This is a genomic window from Clostridium thermarum, from assembly GCF_006351925.1.
GTDB classification, from domain to species: domain Bacteria; phylum Bacillota; class Clostridia; order Clostridiales; family Clostridiaceae; genus Clostridium_AU; species Clostridium_AU thermarum.
Genome location: NZ_CP040924.1, coordinates 3,147,897 through 3,164,347, shown reverse-complemented (window position 1 = coordinate 3,164,347; position 16,451 = coordinate 3,147,897). Strand labels below are relative to the sequence as shown.

The window sequence follows — 16,451 nt, the reverse complement described above, 5'->3', positions numbered from 1 at the left end:
GATGTTCACAATGGAAAAAATAAAGGTTCTGACTATATTCGGAACAAGGCCCGAAGCTATAAAAATGGCTCCCCTGGTAAAGGAGTTAAATAGTCGTGAAGAGATTCAGTCAAGGGTTTGTGTGACCGCACAACATAGAGAAATGTTAGACCAGGTCCTAAATTTATTCAATATTGTCCCTGACTTCGATTTGAATATTATGCAGACAAGGCAGAGTCTTACTGGAATAACCTCCAGGGTTCTTGAAGGGCTGGAAGATGTATTCGACCTTGAAAAGCCTGATATGATACTAGTACACGGTGATACTACTACAACTTTTGCTGGCGCCTTGGCTGCCTACTACAAGCAAATAAAGGTTGGTCATGTAGAGGCGGGCCTTAGAACCTTTGATAAATATTTTCCCTTCCCTGAAGAGATGAATAGAAAGCTCTGCGGAGCTCTGGCGGACCTTCATTTTGCACCCACAAAGGGATCAAAAGCTAATCTTCTGAGAGAAGGGGTGAATGAAGATAGTATTTATATAACCGGGAACACTGTGATAGATGCCTTGGCCTACACTGTTGAGGAGAACTATACCTTTGAGAATGAGATATTAAACAAGATCGATTACTCAAAAAAGGTTATTATGGTTACCGCTCACCGAAGAGAAAATTGGGGAGAAGGAATTGAAAATATTTGCACAGCTATTAATAAAATCGTTGAAAAAAACAGCGAAGCAGAAGTGGTATATTTAGTACATTTGAATCCGGTGGTGAAGGATGTAGTTTATAGAGAGCTGGGTAATAAAGAAAGAATTCATCTGCTTCCGCCTTTGGATACAAAAGAAACCCATAATCTAATGAATAAATGCTATTTAGTTATGACGGATTCCGGTGGACTTCAGGAAGAAGCTCCTCACCTAGGAAGACCTGTACTGGTTTTGAGAGATGTTACAGAGAGACCGGAAGCGGTTGAAGCCGGCACCGTAAAATTGGTTGGTACACAAATTGATGAAATATATACTGCTGCAATGGAACTCATTAATAATAGGGGTACCTATGATGCCATGAGTAGAGCAGTAAATCCCTATGGTGATGGAAAAGCGTCAATTAGAATATGTGATGCAATACTAAAATACTTCAATAGAGGAAAGGGTAAAGTGGAGGTGTTTGATTACTAAAAGATTGTTTAATTTTTAACAAAATTATATTGCTTAACCGAATTTTTATGGATATAATTAATCTATAGAATATAAAAAGATTAATTATTACATAAAATAGGAGGTTCACTATGAGAGAAGTAGTTATAGTTAGTGCGGTTAGAACTGCGATAGGTTCCTTTGGTGGAAGCTTAAAGGATATACCCGCTGTGGACTTAGGTGCCTTAGTAATAAAGGAAGCAGTTAATAGAGCGGGTATAAAACCTGAAATGGTCAATGAAGTAATAATGGGTAATGTTCTACAAGCTGGACTTGGCCAGAATCCTGCTAGACAAGCTATGATAAAGGCAGGCCTTCCTGTTGAAGTATCTGCTATGACAATTAACAAAGTATGCGGCTCAGGACTAAGAGCAGTAAGTCTTGCAGCTCAGCTCATCAAAGCAGGAGATGCAGATATAGTAGTTGCCGGTGGTATGGAGAACATGTCCAGAGCTCCTTATGTATTGGATTCCGCAAGATGGGGACAAAGAATGGGCAATGGTGCTATGACTGACGTAATGATTAATGACGGACTTTGGGATGCTTTTAACAATTATCATATGGGAATAACTGCTGAAAATATAGCTGAGAAGTGGAACTTGACAAGAGAAGAACAGGATGCATTTGCTGCAGCATCTCAGGCAAAGGCTGAAAAAGCAATAGCTGAAGGAAAATTCAAAGATGAAATAGTTCCTGTTGTAATACCACAGAAAAAAGGAGATCCAATAGTATTTGATACAGATGAATATGTGAAGCCGGGAACAACTGCTGAAAAATTAGCTAAACTAAGACCTGCCTTTAAGAAGGATGGAACAGTTACAGCAGGAAATGCTTCCGGAATTAACGATGGGGCTGCTGCTGTTGTGGTAATGAGTGCAGAAAAAGCAGCGCAGTTAGGAATTAAGCCAATGGCTAAAATAGTATCCTACGGTTCAAGAGGCTTAGATCCTGCAATAATGGGTTATGGACCGGTTGCAGCTACCCAAGCAGCTTTAGCAGCAGCAAATCTTACTGTAGAAGACCTTGATTTAATAGAAGCAAACGAAGCTTTTGCAGCTCAAAGTTTAGCAGTTGCTAAGGACTTGAAATTCGACATGGATAAGGTTAACGTAAATGGTGGTGCTATTGCACTTGGACATCCAATTGGAGCTTCCGGTGCAAGAATTCTGGTAACACTCCTTCATGAAATGGAGAAGAGAGAGGCCAAGAAGGGTCTTGCTACTCTATGCATAGGTGGAGGCCTTGGAACTGCTCTGGTGGTGGAAAGATAAATAATATAAAGTTTATGAGACCTAAATTAAAAGAACTTTCAATTTAGGTCTTTTTTTATTGTCTGAAAGAAAAATACATAAAGAGTCAGAGATTAAAAAATTTAGCTTTTTAAAAGTTAACAGAATCAGCTTAAATATTTTCTATTAAAAATATTTACTAAAAAGGTGAATAAATTGATTTTAAATCATGCATTTTATGAATTGAAATATAGTTTGAAACAAGGTATATGAATTACGCATTCGTCAGTAGGTAATCGTTTTGATTTTAAATTTAAATTTACTAAAATTAATAAAAATATTTTTGAAAAGGGTATCATCAAAAAATGTTCTATAACAAAGATGATTCATAATATTCAATTAAATGACGCTTTGAAATTACAAAGTTACAAATTAGAGTATTCTGTACTTATTAAAGGATAGTGTAAGCAATCATGGCAAAGTTGCAGTAAAATATCTAAATTCATAGAAATATGAAGATATTAGCAGAAAATTAGGCTTTTTAACTTTGATTTTCTAGATATATAATCATATCATTGTAACAGCGGAGGTAATCAAAAACGTGGATAAGCTCAACAACACCCTCTACAAAGTCCTTAAGTGGGATTTAATTATTGGAAGTTTTACAGGTGTTATAATACAACTGCTTACCGGTAAATACCTTTATATTATATTTGCAGGAATTGTCACAGCTTTCGTCAATTTTACATTGAACAACATCCAAACTAATAAGTTAATAAAAGATTGCGGTAGAACATTTATATTATACATATTGGGGTTTTTGCTGCGATCAATATTAACTGCACTAATAGCTTTTAAGCTTTTTACTAATAATATATATAGTGGACTTTTGTTTCTGCTTGGTTACTGTCTGCATTTTGCCAGTTTATTTATAATTTCGGTAAAAGTTCTTTTTGCCAGGGAAGGGAAGTGATAAGTTGGAACACGAAAAATTGCCATTATTCATTTTTCATATATTCGGCATAGAAATTCCCATCAATACCAGCATAATAATCCAGTGGGCTATTATTTTAGTATTAGCCGTTCTTTCAATAATATTAACAAGAAATTTGAAAAGAATACCGGATAAAAAGCAAAGTGCTCTGGAGTGGTTTTATGAGGTAGTAGAAGGTCTTGTTAAAGAAAATATGGGAGAAGAAAATATTGGGTTTGTTCCGTTTATTGGAACTCTTATTTTGTACTTACTTTGTATGAATGTTATACCTGTTCTTGGAATACCGGCACCTACCGAAGAGTTAAGTGTTACCTTAGGTATGGGGGCTGCTATTTTCTTTGTAGTACAAGGATATGCAATATATAAAGTGGGATTAGGGCACTACTTTAAAGGATACCTAAATCCGATTCCTGTTATTCTACCTATGAACATAATAGAAAGACTGATACTTCCGGTGTCCCTAGGACTTAGACTTTTCGGTAATATAGCCGCAGGAGCGGTTATAATGGGCATAGCCTATGAAGGTTTAGGAGGAATAAATCCACTACTTAGTATAGGATTGCCGGTTCCTTTCCATTTCTATTTTGATTTGTTTGATGGATTTATACAAATGCTTATATTTATCATGTTAACAATGATTAATATAAAATTAGCTGTAGAACATTAATTTAAAGGAGGAAAAAATAATGGATAGAGCATTAATAGCAATAGCAGCAGCTTTAGCTGCATTAGGTTGTATAGGAGGTGCTTTTGGAACTGCCAAAGTAGCATCAAAGGCTGTTGAAGGAGTAGCAAGGCAGCCGGAAGCAAGCGGAAAGATAACAAGTATGCTGGTAGTAGGTGCTGCATTCTCAGAACTTACAGCTATACTTTGTTTCCTAGTAGCGGTTATATTATCAGGCAAGATCTGATTATTCTTATCCAAGTTATATTATTTAAAGAGGAGGCTTGGATAATATGGATTTGAATATTGAGATTCCGATTAGTGTTATAACTATAATCAACTTTTTCATTTTATATTTTGTTTTAAGGCGTTTTTTATTCAAGCCTATAAACGAGACTCTTTCTGCAAGAAGAACTGAGATTGAGACTAAACTCAAGTCTGCAGAAGAAAATAAGATAAAAGCAGAACAATATATGGTTGAATCAGAGAGCAATCTCAAGGATTCAAAAGTTAAAGGAAAAGCTTTAGTTGAGGAATATAAAAACAAAGCTGAGAAACTCTACTCAGAAATTGTAAGTAATGCTCAAGTTGAGGCTCAACGTATTGTTGAAAGGGCAGTACGAGAGACTGAGAGGGAAAAGGAAAAGGCGCAAGGGGAAATAAAAACTCAGGTTATAGAACTGGCTGTAATGTTATCAGAAAAAGCCCTTGAAGAGACTATCAGCGAAGTTACACACAAAAGACTGATAGATGAATTTATTGCTAAGGCAGGTAGCTGACTATGTATGAATATCTTGATAGGAGATATGCTCTTGCGCTTTATAGAGTTGGTTTAGAGCAAGGAAAGACTGAAAGCTACCTTGCTCAGTTAAGAGAATTGGTAGAACTGATATATGGCAATGAAGATATGATGAGGCTTTTAAAACATCCTGAGATAAGCAAATCAAAGAAGAAGGAGACAATTAAAAAATGTTTTAAAGGCAAAGTGGATGATGAAATTTTATCCTTTCTTCTAATTCTTCTTGATAAAGATAGAATTCTGTATCTTAGGGAAAAACTGAATGAGATGGAGAAAATCCATTTGGAGTACAATAATACTCTAATGGCATTGGTAAAGACAGTGATACCTTTAGATGAGATGCAAAGGAAAAAACTCCTCGAGGTATTAGAGGAGAAGTATAATAAGAAGGTTATTATAAAGGAAGATATAGATCCTTCTATTATTGGCGGTGTTTATGTAAGAATTGGCGATGATGTCATAGATGGAACTATAAAGTCAAAAATAGAAAAATTAAAGGAAGTAATGCTTAAATAGGAGCAGAGGTGATTTAATGATAATTAAACCGGAGGAGATTACCTCTATAATAAAAAATGAAATTGAGAAATATGAAAATAGGATTGAAACAGTGGATTCCGGTACTATTATACAGATAGGAGACGGTATTGCCAGAGTTTACGGCCTGGAGGACTGCATGGAAGGAGAGCTTCTGAAATTTCCTAACGGTGTATACGGGATGGCTCTAAACCTGGAGCAGGATAACGTTGGATGCGTCCTCTTAGGTCAAGAAGAAGGCATTAGAGAAGGCGATGTTGTAACTAGGATGAGAAAGGTAGTTGAGGTGCCTGTTGGAGAAGCCCTATTGGGTAGAGTGGTGAACTCACTTGGATTACCCATCGATGGTAAAGGACCTATCAATACCACTGCCACAAGACCTATTGAAACTGAGGCACCCGGCGTTATTGATAGACAATCTGTTAAGCAGCCGCTTCAAACAGGTATAAAAGCTATAGATTCAATGATTCCTATAGGAAAAGGTCAAAGAGAACTAATAATAGGTGACAGACAAACAGGTAAGACGGCTATAGTATTGGATACAATTCTTAATCAAAAGGGCAAGGGTATTATCTGTATTTATGTTGCCATAGGACAAAAACAATCTACAGTAGCTCACATTGTTAATACCTTAACAGAGATGGGAGCTATGGATTATACTATTGTAGTTTCAGCTACAGCATCAGAATCTGCACCTCTACAGTTCATCGCACCCTATGCCGGATGCAGCATGGGAGAATATTTTATGCACCAAGGTAAGGATGTTTTAATAGTTTATGATGACTTATCTAAGCATGCTGTTGCTTACAGAACCATGTCCTTACTTTTAAGAAGACCACCTGGAAGAGAAGCCTATCCGGGAGATGTATTCTATATACACTCCAGATTGCTTGAAAGAGCAGCGAAGCTTTCAGCTGAGCTTGGCGGTGGGTCATTAACTGCACTGCCTATAATTGAAACCTTAGCCGGTGACATAACGGCATATATACCAACAAACGTAATATCCATAACAGATGGACAGATCTTCCTGGAATCTGAACTGTTCTACGCTGGACAAAGACCGGCTGTAAATGCAGGTATTTCTGTATCCAGAGTTGGAGGCAGTGCTCAGATCCATGCCATGAGAAAGCTTTCCGGAACCTTAAGAATTGAGCTGGCTCAATACAGGGAACTAGCAGCCTTTGCTCAGTTTGGATCGGACTTGGATAAGGAAACCAGAAAGAGATTGGAAAAGGGTAAGCGGTTAGTAGAAGTTCTAAAACAGGACCAATATAAGCCTATGCCGGTAGAGAAACAGATATTAATTCTGTATGCCGCGATAAATAACTACCTAGCAGAAATTAAAGTCTCAAGTATCAGAGAGTTTGAAAAGCAATTTTTAGAGTATATGGATACTCATCACAGATCAGTTGCTTCAAGTATTGCAGAGACAGGAAAGCTTTCAGAAGAAGCTGAGGCTGAGTTAAAGCTGGCCATTGAAGAATTCAGGAAAATATTTTTGTCTCAGCAATAATAGATAGACCACTAATTTCTTCAGGAGGTGAAGTATGGCGGGTGCAGGGCTTATTGCTATTAAACGAAGAATGAAATCTGTTATAAACACGCGAAAAATAACAAAGGCTATGAGTCTTGTAGCTACTGCTAAACTAAGGAAGTCACGAACCTCCCTTACAAAGGCTCAGGCATATAACAGTAAATTTTTGAACATTTTTGATGAAATACTGAAAAATTCTCAAGGAAAGAGTATATATACTTCCGAGGAGCGTGGTAAGAAATTATATGCAGTTATCACATCTGAAAGCGGTCTCTGCGGCGGATACAATGTGGCAATTGTAAATAAGGCCGTTGAGCTCACTAGAAATGACAAGGATAATTCATTGATATTGGTTATAGGACAAAAGGGGAGAAGTCACTTTAAAAGGTTGAAATATGAAACTGCTGCAGAGTATGTAGAAGTACCGGATATTCCAACTATTAAAGAAGCAAATACTATTTCAGATCATATAATTGAACTTTATAAAAGAAGGGAAGTAACTGAAGTATATATTATATATACAAAGTTTATATCTTCCGTTAAAATGGAGCCGGAAATAGAAAAGTTACTGCCGATAAAGACTGAAGAGGATATTGCTTATACACAAGAAATGGTCTTTGAGCCTTCAGCAGAAGAATGCTTTGACTATCTGGTAGAGAAATATATCAGGCAGCAGATATACTTCTGTTTGACAAGTGCAAAATCCAGCGAACATGCTTCTAGAATGAATGCTATGGACGGAGCAACAAAAAATGCAAATGATATACTAAATAAATTGACATTAAAGTATAACAGAATCAGACAAAGTTCTATTACCCAGGAAATATCTGAAATTGTCGGTGGAGCCGAGGCTCAAAAGTAAAGATTAAGGAGGTTGAGTATGTCCTGTAATGTAGGAAAGATAGTACAGGTCATAGGACCGGTTATCGATATAAAATTTAGTTCGGATAGTCTTCCAAACATTTTGAATGCATTAAAAATAAATTTTGGAGGCAAATATTTGCTGGCAGAAGTTGAACAGCATATTGGAGATGACATTGTAAGAGCGATTGCTATGGAGCCTACAGAAGGTTTGAAGAGAGGGATGGATGTTATTGATACCGGTAAGCCTATTTCAATACCTGTAGGAGATGAGGTCTTGGGAAGGCTATTTAACGTATTAGGCAAGCCTATTGATAGAGGACCGGAAATAAGCGCTCATGCAACGTATCCAATACATCGTCCGGCACCAAGCTTTGAAGAACAATCCGTAGAACCGGAGATGTTTGAAACAGGTATAAAGGTTATTGATTTACTGGCTCCATATCAAAAGGGTGGAAAGATAGGACTCTTTGGCGGTGCCGGGGTAGGTAAGACAGTACTTATTCAAGAATTAATTAATAATATAGCTAAACAACACGGAGGTATTTCCGTATTTACGGGAGTTGGCGAAAGAACAAGAGAAGGAAATGACCTCTTCTATGAAATGAAGGAATCCGGTGTAGTTAACAAGACGGCCTTGGTATTCGGTCAAATGAATGAACCACCGGGCGCAAGAATGAGGGTTGCCCTAACCGGTTTGACTATGGCGGAATATTTCAGAGATAAGGGGCAGGATGTACTGCTATTTATCGATAATATTTTTAGATTTACTCAAGCTGGCTCAGAGGTTTCAGCATTATTAGGTAGAATTCCTAGTGCTGTTGGTTATCAGCCAACCTTGGCTACGGAAATGGGAGCGCTTCAGGAGAGAATTACTTCCACAAAACATGGATCTATTACCTCTGTTCAGGCTGTATATGTTCCGGCAGACGATTTAACAGATCCTGCACCGGCAACAACCTTTGCCCACCTGGATGCTACTACGGTACTATCAAGGTCTATAGTAGAGCTTGGAATATATCCTGCAGTAGATCCCTTGGAGTCTACTTCAAGAATTTTGGACCCGCGAGTTGTTGGGGAAGAACACTATGAGGTAGCTACAAAGGTAAAACACATTTTGGAAAGATATAAAGAACTGCAGGACATAATAGCCATATTAGGAATTGACGAATTATCTGATGAAGATAAGATATTAGTTGCAAGAGCAAGAAGAATACAAAGATTCTTATCTCAACCCTTTACTGTTGGAGAGCAGTTTACAGGCTTAAAGGGTAAGTATGTATCTGTAAAAGACACCGTAAGAGGTTTTAAAGAAATTTTAGAAGGACGTTGCGATGATATGCCGGAATCAGCTTTTCTCTTTGTAGGAACTATAGAGGAGGCAAGAGAAAAAGCAAAGGCAATGCTAGAGGATTAAAGGGGTGAGGAAATATGTCTCAAACGATTAAATTGACAATTCTCACACCGGAAAAGAAGTTTTATATAGGTCAGGTAAAAAGTATAAAGACCAGTAACTTAGAGGGCCCTTTTCAGATATTACCGAGACATATGGCCTTGACTACAATATTGGTACCAGCGGTGACAGAATTCATTGATGAAGAGGGAAAAACCTTCAAAGCCTTTACTTCCTCAGGAATAATGAGAATAAAAAACAATCAAGTAGAAATGCTTTGTGATGCTTGTGAATGGCCGGAGGATATAGATGAGAAGAGGGCCCAGGAAGCTTTGTCCCGTGCTGAAAAAAGGCTAAAGGACCACAATGAAGAAATAGACACTAAGAGGGCGGAGGTCGCTCTTGCACGTGCTTTGACCAGGTTAAAATTAACTAAATAATAGAAGAGGATGTTTATTGATAATTGACAATGGACAATTGACAATTAAGGAAGATATTTCCCAGCGAAGCTGAGAAATATCTTTAATTTATCTTTATTAGATTCAGCGTTGCTGAATCTTTTTTTGATTTGATCAATGTCCTTAGTGTCCTCCGTTTTTTCAGTGTTTAATTTCTTTTGTTTCGTCTTTTCAGCTTAATAGTAGGGTACCGCAAAAACACTTTTTCACACTTTTTAAGAAAGTTTATATATTAATAGTATATTAAAAGAATTTTCCTTGTATACGCCTCCTATTTTTTGGCAATAATCATAGAAAAGATAGGGGGTAATAACTTGAAAAAGCCATATAATGTATTCTTATTCTTTTATGTTTTGATATTGGTCGTTTATTTTACTGCAACCACTTCCTTTGCCAAGAACAATGCAGAAATTACGGAAGCAATTCTTCAGAAAACATCAGGAAAGGTTGTAGAACAAGGCTTAAAGTATGAACTGGATTTTGAAGGTAATGGTGAAGAGAAGGTTGTGAGCTTATTTAGTAACTTACCGTTGCATAGAGAGACTCTGGATGTAAAAGTAATAAAAGATGCCTTTCAATATTGCATTGAATTTAAAACAAAAAACTGTAGGGGCTATGTCCAGCATTTGAAGGGAACGGAGAGTAAAATTGTGGTAAACATAGTTGAAGAAGATAATTTTCATAACATAGACGTGCTTAAGACTAAGTTAGAAGACATAATGAAGGCAGAAGGCTTACAGTTTAAGTGCTTTAAATATGTAAAGGCAAAAACGGAAAAGAAGGACCTTAATGAGGCAAAAAAGATAGTGGAAAGTGCCCTAATAAAGGGCGGTGCTTCAAAAGCAAGCTGGATAGGCATAAACCAGGGTTATAGTGTAACTGCCTATACCGGAAAAGGTGAACAAATGAAAATGGGTAAGGAGTTAATTGATATAAATTGTGCGATTCGCAGCTATGATTCTGGAGTTTATGTAATAGTAGGTACACCAGTAATCAGCACATGTTATTAACAATTTTCGTGGAGGATAATATGGAAAAAATAATTGTAAAAGGTGGATGCAAGTTAAGTGGTGAAGTAAATATCAGTTCAGCTAAGAATTCTGTACTTCCGATTATTGCTGCAAGTATCCTTAGCGGTGATAAATGCTATATTAGGAATGCACCAATGCTGGAAGATGTGTTAGTTATTTGTGATGTATTGAGATCTTTAAATGCAGAGGTTAATATAAATCGAACAAATAACATAATAACAATAGACACTTCTAAGGCATGCACCGGGGAGCCAAACCCAGAGTTGGTAAGAAAAATGAGAGCATCTTTTCTAATCATGGGACCTATGATAGCCAGATTCGGCAAGTTTAGAATTTCACTTCCGGGAGGCTGCAATATTGGTACAAGGCCAATAGATCTACACCTGAAGGGACTTACTGCCTTGGGAGTCAAAATAAAGCTTGGTCATGGATATGTGGAAGCCAATACAAATAAGCTTATAGGAAATAAAATATATTTGGACTTTCCTTCAGTGGGAGCTACTGAGAATATAATGATGGCTGCTGCATTAGCCGAAGGAGAGACTACCATAGAAAATGCTGCAGCAGAACCAGAAATTGAAGACCTTGCCCACTTTTTAAATTCTATGGGAGCAAAAATAAAAGGTGCAGGAACAGACACAATAAAGATTAGTGGAGTAAAGGAGCTAAAAGGAGTTACCCATACTCCCATATATGACAGAATTGAGGCAGGAACCTTTATGGTGGCTGCAGCAATTACCAAAAGCAAAATAAAGATTAATGGTATTATGGAAGAACATATGAAGCCTGTTATAGCAAAGCTGACAGAGTGCGGGGTAGCAATGGAAATACAGGGAGAAAGCATTATCGTAGACGGTGACAGAGACCTAAGACCTGTAGATATCAAAACTATGCCATATCCTGGCTTTCCAACAGACATGCAGGCACAAATGATGGCACTGTTGAGTACGGTAAAGGGAACGAGCATTATTACTGAAACCATATTTGAAAACAGATATATGCATGTTGGCGAGCTCAAAAGAATGGGGGCAGAAATAAAAATAGAGGGCAGAAGTGCTGTAATCGAAGGTGTAGATCGGCTTTGCGGCGCAGAAGTAAAGGCAACAGACTTGAGAGCTGGGGCGGCATTAATTCTGGCAGCTCTGTCTGCTGAAGGCGTTACAGCTATAGGTGATATATATCACATAGATAGAGGTTATGTAGAAATTGAAAAGAAGATCCAAATGTTAGGGGCAGACATTCGAAGATTAAAAGAATAGGTTGTTTTGTAAAAGGACTTAAGCGATTATAAGTCCTTTTTTCTTTGCCCTGATGGGAAGGATATACTTTTATTCAGTCATAATTAACAGAAAAACTAAATACATTTATATAGAAAATCAAAACTTAAGGGGGTAAACATGAGAAGAATTATTTGGACCGTTAACGTGAATAAGAGCAAGTATATTATTATGGGCATAGCGGCATTAATACTTATTCTTCCTATAATTGCCCCTATATTCTATAAGTCTAATACTAAGTATAAGACTTATAAAAAGAATGAAGAGTACATATTAGATCCAAGTAATGTAAAAGCTAGAGACCTTGGCATTAAGTATGACAAAATAAAGGTGTATTTGACCGGAGCAAATAAAATAATGGAATTTGATGTAGAGGAGTATTTACCGGGAGTATTATCGGGAGAAATGCCTGCAAATTTTGAAATGGAGGCCTTAAAGGCTCAAGCGGTAGCTGCAAGGACCTATGCAATATCTAGGTTAAAGTCTTTAGGTGGAACCGGATGCAGCAATTATCAAGGTGCTGATCTTTGTGATACCGTACATTGTCAGGTATATATGGACAAGGATACCAGGATGAGTGGATGGGAAGAAGATAAAAGGGAAGAGCTTTGGAGCAAAATAGTAAGTGCAGTGAAGTCTACTGAGGGACAAGTCTTGACCTACAATGGACAACTGGTAATGAGACCACAGTACTTCGCGGCCAGCAGCGGAAAAACTGAAGATGCTCAAACAGTTTTTGGCTTTAGTGAACCCTATCTGAAAAGCGTAGAAAGTCCTGGAGAAGAAATTGCTAAAGAAAGTTTTAAGAAAAGCTATGAGTTTAAATATGAAAACCTTGCAAACAACATAAATAAAAATTTTCCCTCTGCAAAGGTTTCAGCAAAAAACTTACATAAACAGATTGAAATATTGGAAACCAGCGACGCGGGCACAGTAACAAAAATGAAAATCGGCAGTGAAACTATCACCGGATCACAGTTTAGATTTATGCTGGATTTGAATTCTGCTAATTTTACATTAAATTTTAAGCAGTATGTAGTTGAAATTCTATGCCGGGGAAATGGACATGGCGTCGGCATGAGCCAATGGGGAGCAAATGCCATGGCTAAAAAGGGCTATGACTATATTAGCATTTTAACTCATTACTATCAGGGAACGAAGGTTGAGAAAATACAATAACAATTAAGAATTCAAAATTAAGAGTTGGGGGAATTCAGCGAGGCTGAATTCCCTTTTATTAGTATAAAGTTTCCTTTTTGTAGATTAAATATAATTATGAGTTCAAATTATACATTCTGCAGAATCTTCCGTGAAAATCTAATATCTGACATTTGACAACTAAAATCAAACTTTTATTATGAAAAATCTACCATTAGATGTCAGTTTTAGTCAGAAAATAAGGAAAATTTTTCAATGGAAAAATGTATTATTTGCTGTACTCTGGACAGACTACAAAAAGGAGGTGTTCGTATGGACAAAAGATTATTTGACAAATCATCAAACTTCTTTAAGAAGGAGGGATTCTACGTAATATTGTTTGTGTGCCTCTGTATTGTAGCTACGGTTGCTGCTATTACTGCAAGAAATAGCAAGTCAGTTACTAAGCCGCCGGTAGTACAGGAGACTACAGAAACAAATCTGGCCGCAAATAATACTGATGGGCAGACTACTGAGATACCAAACGCTACTCAGGTGAAAAATGATACCAATATTTCTGTTCCTAAAAATGGCTCAGATTCTACAGCAGTATCACAAACTGTCGATTACACGTTTGTGAAACCTGTTGAAGGAACAAAGGCCACAACTTATAATACCGGTTTGGTAAAATGCGAAACCATAGGAACTTATAAGACAAATAACGGAATTGAAATTGTGGCAAAGGTTGATAGCCCTGTTTACTCAGTATTAGACGGTAAAGTGGAAGCCATTCACAATGATGGTACAGAGCTTGGTCAATATATTATTATTGATCACCAAAATGGCCTGAAGACTGTATATGCTAACTTAAAAGAGGACGTAAAAGTAAAAGTTGGCGATACTGTGAAGAAGAGCCAGGTTATTGGTGCCGTAGGAAAAACTAGAGGAAGTTACTCTAATGAATACTATGGCGACCATCTTCATTTTGAAGTAATGAAGGATAATCAATATGTTAATCCTGCAAAATATGTAACTTATAGTCCTTTAGAGAAAAATTAATTTTAGTTCCCTGCCGGATGTACTTGATAGATCTCAGGTATTATCCGGTAGGGTACTGATAGCTGTAAATATGCAAAGATATGGTACTTAAGGGAACAAAAAGTTGATAGTTGTTTGGATAAAGGTAATTTAAGAATAAATAAGCGCATATTTATAAATAATAGAGAGTTAAGGAGGCAGCACTTTGAAAGACTACATCGAAGAACGTGTTCTTGAAGTCGCTAATTATATCATAGATTCTAAGGCAACTATTAGAAAAACAGCAAAGGTTTTTGGCGTTAGTAAGAGCACTATACACAAAGACATGACAGAGAGGTTACCAAAGATTAATCCGGCTGTTGCTATGCAAGCAAAGCTTATTCTGGATTTAAATAAGGCAGAAAGACACATCAGAGGTGGAAAAGCCACGAAGATGAAATATAAAGCTATTGAAGGTTAACCACATTCCTAGTATAATGAAAATGAGAAATTTGTAATCTTATAGCAAAATAATTAATAATATGTAATATGTCAGGAGTGGGTTTAGGAATGTGGTTTTTTGGTATGGGCGCGGATATGGGGATAGATTTGGGCACCGCGACAGTTCTTGTGTATGTTAAAGGTAAGGGTGTTATTCTGGAAGAGCCATCAGTAGTAGCAATCGACAAAACAACCAATAAGGTTTTAGCTGTAGGACAAGATGCAAGACAGATGATCGGAAGAACACCTGGAAATATTGTTGCCATAAGACCATTAAGAGATGGTGTAATTTCAGATTATGATATTACAGAGAAAATGCTTAAATATTTTATCAAAAAAGCCTGTGGAAAGAGAAGAATTTCTGCTCCCCGAGTTATGGTGTGCGTTCCTTGTGAAGCAACAGAAGTTGAAAAGAGAGCAGTAAAAGATGCTGCTATTAATGCAGGAGCAAAAAAGGTTTTTTTGATGGAAGAACCCCTGGCAGCTGCAATTGGTGCAGGCCTAGATATAACTAAAGCAAGTGGAAACATGATTATAGATATTGGTGGAGGTACTACTGATATAGCAGTTATCTCACTTGACGGAATGGTTGTAAGATCTTCTATTAAGGTGGCAGGAGACAAGTTTGATGAGGCCATAATAAGATACATAAGAAAAAAGCACAAGTTAATGATAGGTGAGAGGACGGCAGAAGATATTAAAATTAATATTGGTACAGCCTATAAGAGAGATAAAGACACTTCAATGGAGATACGAGGAAGGGATTTGATTACAGGTTTACCAACTAACCTTACTGTTACTTCCGAAGAGATAAGAGAGGCTTTAAATGAGACTGTTACAGCAATTGTAGAATGCGCTCATTCAGTATTGGAAAAAACTCCACCGGAACTAGCTGCTGATATAATGGAAAAGGGAATTGTAATGACTGGGGGAGGAGCCTTATTGCACGGATTAGACAAAAGGATATCCGAAGCTACAAAGGTTCCGGTATTTATTGCAGAGAATTCTGTAGAATGCGTAGCAATAGGAACCGGTAAATCCCTTGATTATTTAGATGAATTGGATTCTAGTATTATTAGTATGTGATTAAATGGTGATATATTTTGATACCGTTTTTTTAGATTTGCGAATGTAATAAACCACATTCGCAAATCTTTTTTGTTGATATCTTTACATACTTGTGATAATCGAAGATCTTAATAATCTCATGATCAGTTATATATGAGTATTAAAAAATTCTCTTTTGCCTATTGAGAGATAGATATACAGCATGTAAAATTCCGTCAGCTATTACTCTGGACATTTCCATTATTAAGTTAAGCCGGATAGTTCTATTGGTAAAAAGTTCATTATTATCAGAAGAATCAACAATACCAATGATTGAACTTTCGCCAACATCTGGAAGTGATTTTCCTACACCTTTTCCTGGATGTATAGGATAATCTCTGCCCTGAATTTCACCAATACAATCGCCATCGCCTAAACAGGCATCTACGCCTATAATATTTGCTTTGGGGTGAAGATTTTTAATTTCAGCTAGTCTTTTGTCAAGATTCAAAGCGTGGATGGGTTCCGATATTGTACCATACACAGGCAGCGGCAGACATTTCTCCTTTAGAAATGTCCCAACCAATGGACCAAGACAATCACCGATACACCTATCGGTTCCAATACAAACAATTAAAGTATTTTCATCGATATAGTCTTTTATAAAGTAGGCTAACTCGTAATAAGCAAGTATATCTTTATAATGCACTTTGATTTTATTCAAGCACTCAACACCCCCTCGATAATATATATGAAAAAAACATTTAGAATATTAAGGTTAATTAGAATAAAAAATGG

Annotated in this window: 18 protein-coding genes; 17 read left to right on the top strand and 1 reads right to left on the bottom strand. The window is 36.9% G+C overall.

The features are described 5' to 3' along the window. The first annotated feature begins 10 nt into the window (after positions 1–10). The 17 genes from wecB to mreB all read left to right on the top strand — a co-directional run bounded on the left by wecB (position 11) and on the right by mreB (position 15,692). Positions 11–1,159, top strand: a complete 1,149-nt coding sequence (gene wecB, locus FHY60_RS14450) for a non-hydrolyzing UDP-N-acetylglucosamine 2-epimerase (RefSeq protein WP_139905689.1) — start codon at positions 11–13, stop codon at positions 1,157–1,159. Positions 1,160–1,269: 110 nt separating this feature from the next. Continuing rightward, positions 1,270–2,448, top strand: coding sequence for an acetyl-CoA C-acetyltransferase (locus tag FHY60_RS14445; protein WP_139905688.1), 1,179 nt, complete (start codon positions 1,270–1,272; stop codon positions 2,446–2,448). 559 nt (positions 2,449–3,007) lie between these two features. Continuing rightward, complete coding sequence (locus FHY60_RS14440) at positions 3,008–3,379, top strand: hypothetical protein (protein ID WP_139905687.1); 372 nt, start codon at positions 3,008–3,010, stop codon at positions 3,377–3,379. 4 nt (positions 3,380–3,383) lie between these two features. Next, a complete protein-coding gene (locus FHY60_RS14435) occupies positions 3,384–4,067 on the top strand; it encodes a F0F1 ATP synthase subunit A (protein ID WP_139905686.1) in 684 nt (227 codons plus the stop codon). Between the two features lie 19 nt (positions 4,068–4,086). After that, positions 4,087–4,311 (top strand): ATP synthase F0 subunit C, encoded by a 225-nt coding sequence (gene atpE / locus FHY60_RS14430; protein WP_139905685.1) that lies wholly within the window; start codon positions 4,087–4,089, stop codon positions 4,309–4,311. Positions 4,312–4,357: 46 nt separating this feature from the next. Continuing rightward, positions 4,358–4,843 carry a F0F1 ATP synthase subunit B gene (locus FHY60_RS14425; RefSeq protein ID WP_139905684.1) on the top strand — a complete coding sequence of 162 codons (486 nt, stop codon included), beginning with the start codon at positions 4,358–4,360 and terminating at the stop codon, positions 4,841–4,843. A 2-nt stretch (positions 4,844–4,845) separates the two neighbouring features. Then, positions 4,846–5,379, top strand: coding sequence for a F0F1 ATP synthase subunit delta (locus tag FHY60_RS14420; RefSeq protein WP_139905683.1), 534 nt, complete (start codon positions 4,846–4,848; stop codon positions 5,377–5,379). Between the two features lie 16 nt (positions 5,380–5,395). Continuing rightward, the gene (gene atpA, locus FHY60_RS14415) at positions 5,396–6,910 is read left to right on the top strand and encodes a F0F1 ATP synthase subunit alpha (protein WP_139905682.1); all 1,515 of its coding nucleotides are present in this window, start codon (positions 5,396–5,398) and stop codon (positions 6,908–6,910) included. A 34-nt stretch (positions 6,911–6,944) separates the two neighbouring features. Beyond that, positions 6,945–7,793: an ATP synthase F1 subunit gamma gene (gene atpG, locus FHY60_RS14410; RefSeq protein ID WP_139905681.1), complete on the top strand. Its 849-nt coding sequence runs from the start codon at positions 6,945–6,947 to the stop codon at positions 7,791–7,793. Between the two features lie 18 nt (positions 7,794–7,811). Continuing rightward, the gene (gene atpD / locus FHY60_RS14405) at positions 7,812–9,209 is read left to right on the top strand and encodes a F0F1 ATP synthase subunit beta (RefSeq protein ID WP_139905680.1); all 1,398 of its coding nucleotides are present in this window, start codon (positions 7,812–7,814) and stop codon (positions 9,207–9,209) included. Between the two features lie 14 nt (positions 9,210–9,223). Continuing rightward, positions 9,224–9,625, top strand: a complete 402-nt coding sequence (locus FHY60_RS14400; RefSeq protein ID WP_139905679.1) for a F0F1 ATP synthase subunit epsilon — start codon at positions 9,224–9,226, stop codon at positions 9,623–9,625. A gap of 332 nt (positions 9,626–9,957) precedes the next feature. Next, a complete protein-coding gene (locus FHY60_RS14395; protein ID WP_163215772.1) occupies positions 9,958–10,653 on the top strand; it encodes a YwmB family TATA-box binding protein in 696 nt (231 codons plus the stop codon). A gap of 20 nt (positions 10,654–10,673) precedes the next feature. Then, a complete protein-coding gene (murA, locus tag FHY60_RS14390; protein WP_139905677.1) occupies positions 10,674–11,933 on the top strand; it encodes a UDP-N-acetylglucosamine 1-carboxyvinyltransferase in 1,260 nt (419 codons plus the stop codon). Between the two features lie 138 nt (positions 11,934–12,071). Continuing rightward, the gene (gene spoIID, locus FHY60_RS14385) at positions 12,072–13,130 is read left to right on the top strand and encodes a stage II sporulation protein D (protein ID WP_139905676.1); all 1,059 of its coding nucleotides are present in this window, start codon (positions 12,072–12,074) and stop codon (positions 13,128–13,130) included. Between the two features lie 291 nt (positions 13,131–13,421). Next, a complete protein-coding gene (locus tag FHY60_RS14380) occupies positions 13,422–14,147 on the top strand; it encodes a M23 family metallopeptidase (protein WP_163215774.1) in 726 nt (241 codons plus the stop codon). A gap of 184 nt (positions 14,148–14,331) precedes the next feature. After that, a complete protein-coding gene (gene spoIIID, locus FHY60_RS14375; RefSeq protein ID WP_139905674.1) occupies positions 14,332–14,586 on the top strand; it encodes a sporulation transcriptional regulator SpoIIID in 255 nt (84 codons plus the stop codon). A gap of 89 nt (positions 14,587–14,675) precedes the next feature. Next, positions 14,676–15,692 carry a rod shape-determining protein gene (gene mreB, locus FHY60_RS14370; protein ID WP_139905673.1) on the top strand — a complete coding sequence of 339 codons (1,017 nt, stop codon included), beginning with the start codon at positions 14,676–14,678 and terminating at the stop codon, positions 15,690–15,692. A gap of 142 nt (positions 15,693–15,834) precedes the next feature. On the opposite strand, the gene yyaC is transcribed toward mreB, so the two are convergent. Continuing rightward, a complete protein-coding gene (gene yyaC / locus FHY60_RS14365; RefSeq protein ID WP_139905672.1) occupies positions 15,835–16,377 on the bottom strand; it encodes a spore protease YyaC in 543 nt (180 codons plus the stop codon). Positions 16,378–16,451: the final 74 nt, after the last annotated feature.

Coding starts and splice junctions, on each gene's coding strand:
- wecB (WP_139905689.1), top strand. CDS start 11: ATGGAAAAAATAAAGGTTCTGACTATATTCGGAACAAGGCCCGAAGCT.
- FHY60_RS14425 (WP_139905684.1), top strand. CDS start 4,358: ATGGATTTGAATATTGAGATTCCGATTAGTGTTATAACTATAATCAAC.
- FHY60_RS14400 (WP_139905679.1), top strand. CDS start 9,224: ATGTCTCAAACGATTAAATTGACAATTCTCACACCGGAAAAGAAGTTT.
- murA (WP_139905677.1), top strand. CDS start 10,674: ATGGAAAAAATAATTGTAAAAGGTGGATGCAAGTTAAGTGGTGAAGTA.
- atpA (WP_139905682.1), top strand. CDS start 5,396: ATGATAATTAAACCGGAGGAGATTACCTCTATAATAAAAAATGAAATT.
- atpE (WP_139905685.1), top strand. CDS start 4,087: ATGGATAGAGCATTAATAGCAATAGCAGCAGCTTTAGCTGCATTAGGT.
- mreB (WP_139905673.1), top strand. CDS start 14,676: ATGTGGTTTTTTGGTATGGGCGCGGATATGGGGATAGATTTGGGCACC.
- FHY60_RS14445 (WP_139905688.1), top strand. CDS start 1,270: ATGAGAGAAGTAGTTATAGTTAGTGCGGTTAGAACTGCGATAGGTTCC.
- FHY60_RS14420 (WP_139905683.1), top strand. CDS start 4,846: ATGTATGAATATCTTGATAGGAGATATGCTCTTGCGCTTTATAGAGTT.
- spoIID (WP_139905676.1), top strand. CDS start 12,072: ATGAGAAGAATTATTTGGACCGTTAACGTGAATAAGAGCAAGTATATT.
- atpG (WP_139905681.1), top strand. CDS start 6,945: ATGGCGGGTGCAGGGCTTATTGCTATTAAACGAAGAATGAAATCTGTT.
- FHY60_RS14380 (WP_163215774.1), top strand. CDS start 13,422: ATGGACAAAAGATTATTTGACAAATCATCAAACTTCTTTAAGAAGGAG.
- atpD (WP_139905680.1), top strand. CDS start 7,812: ATGTCCTGTAATGTAGGAAAGATAGTACAGGTCATAGGACCGGTTATC.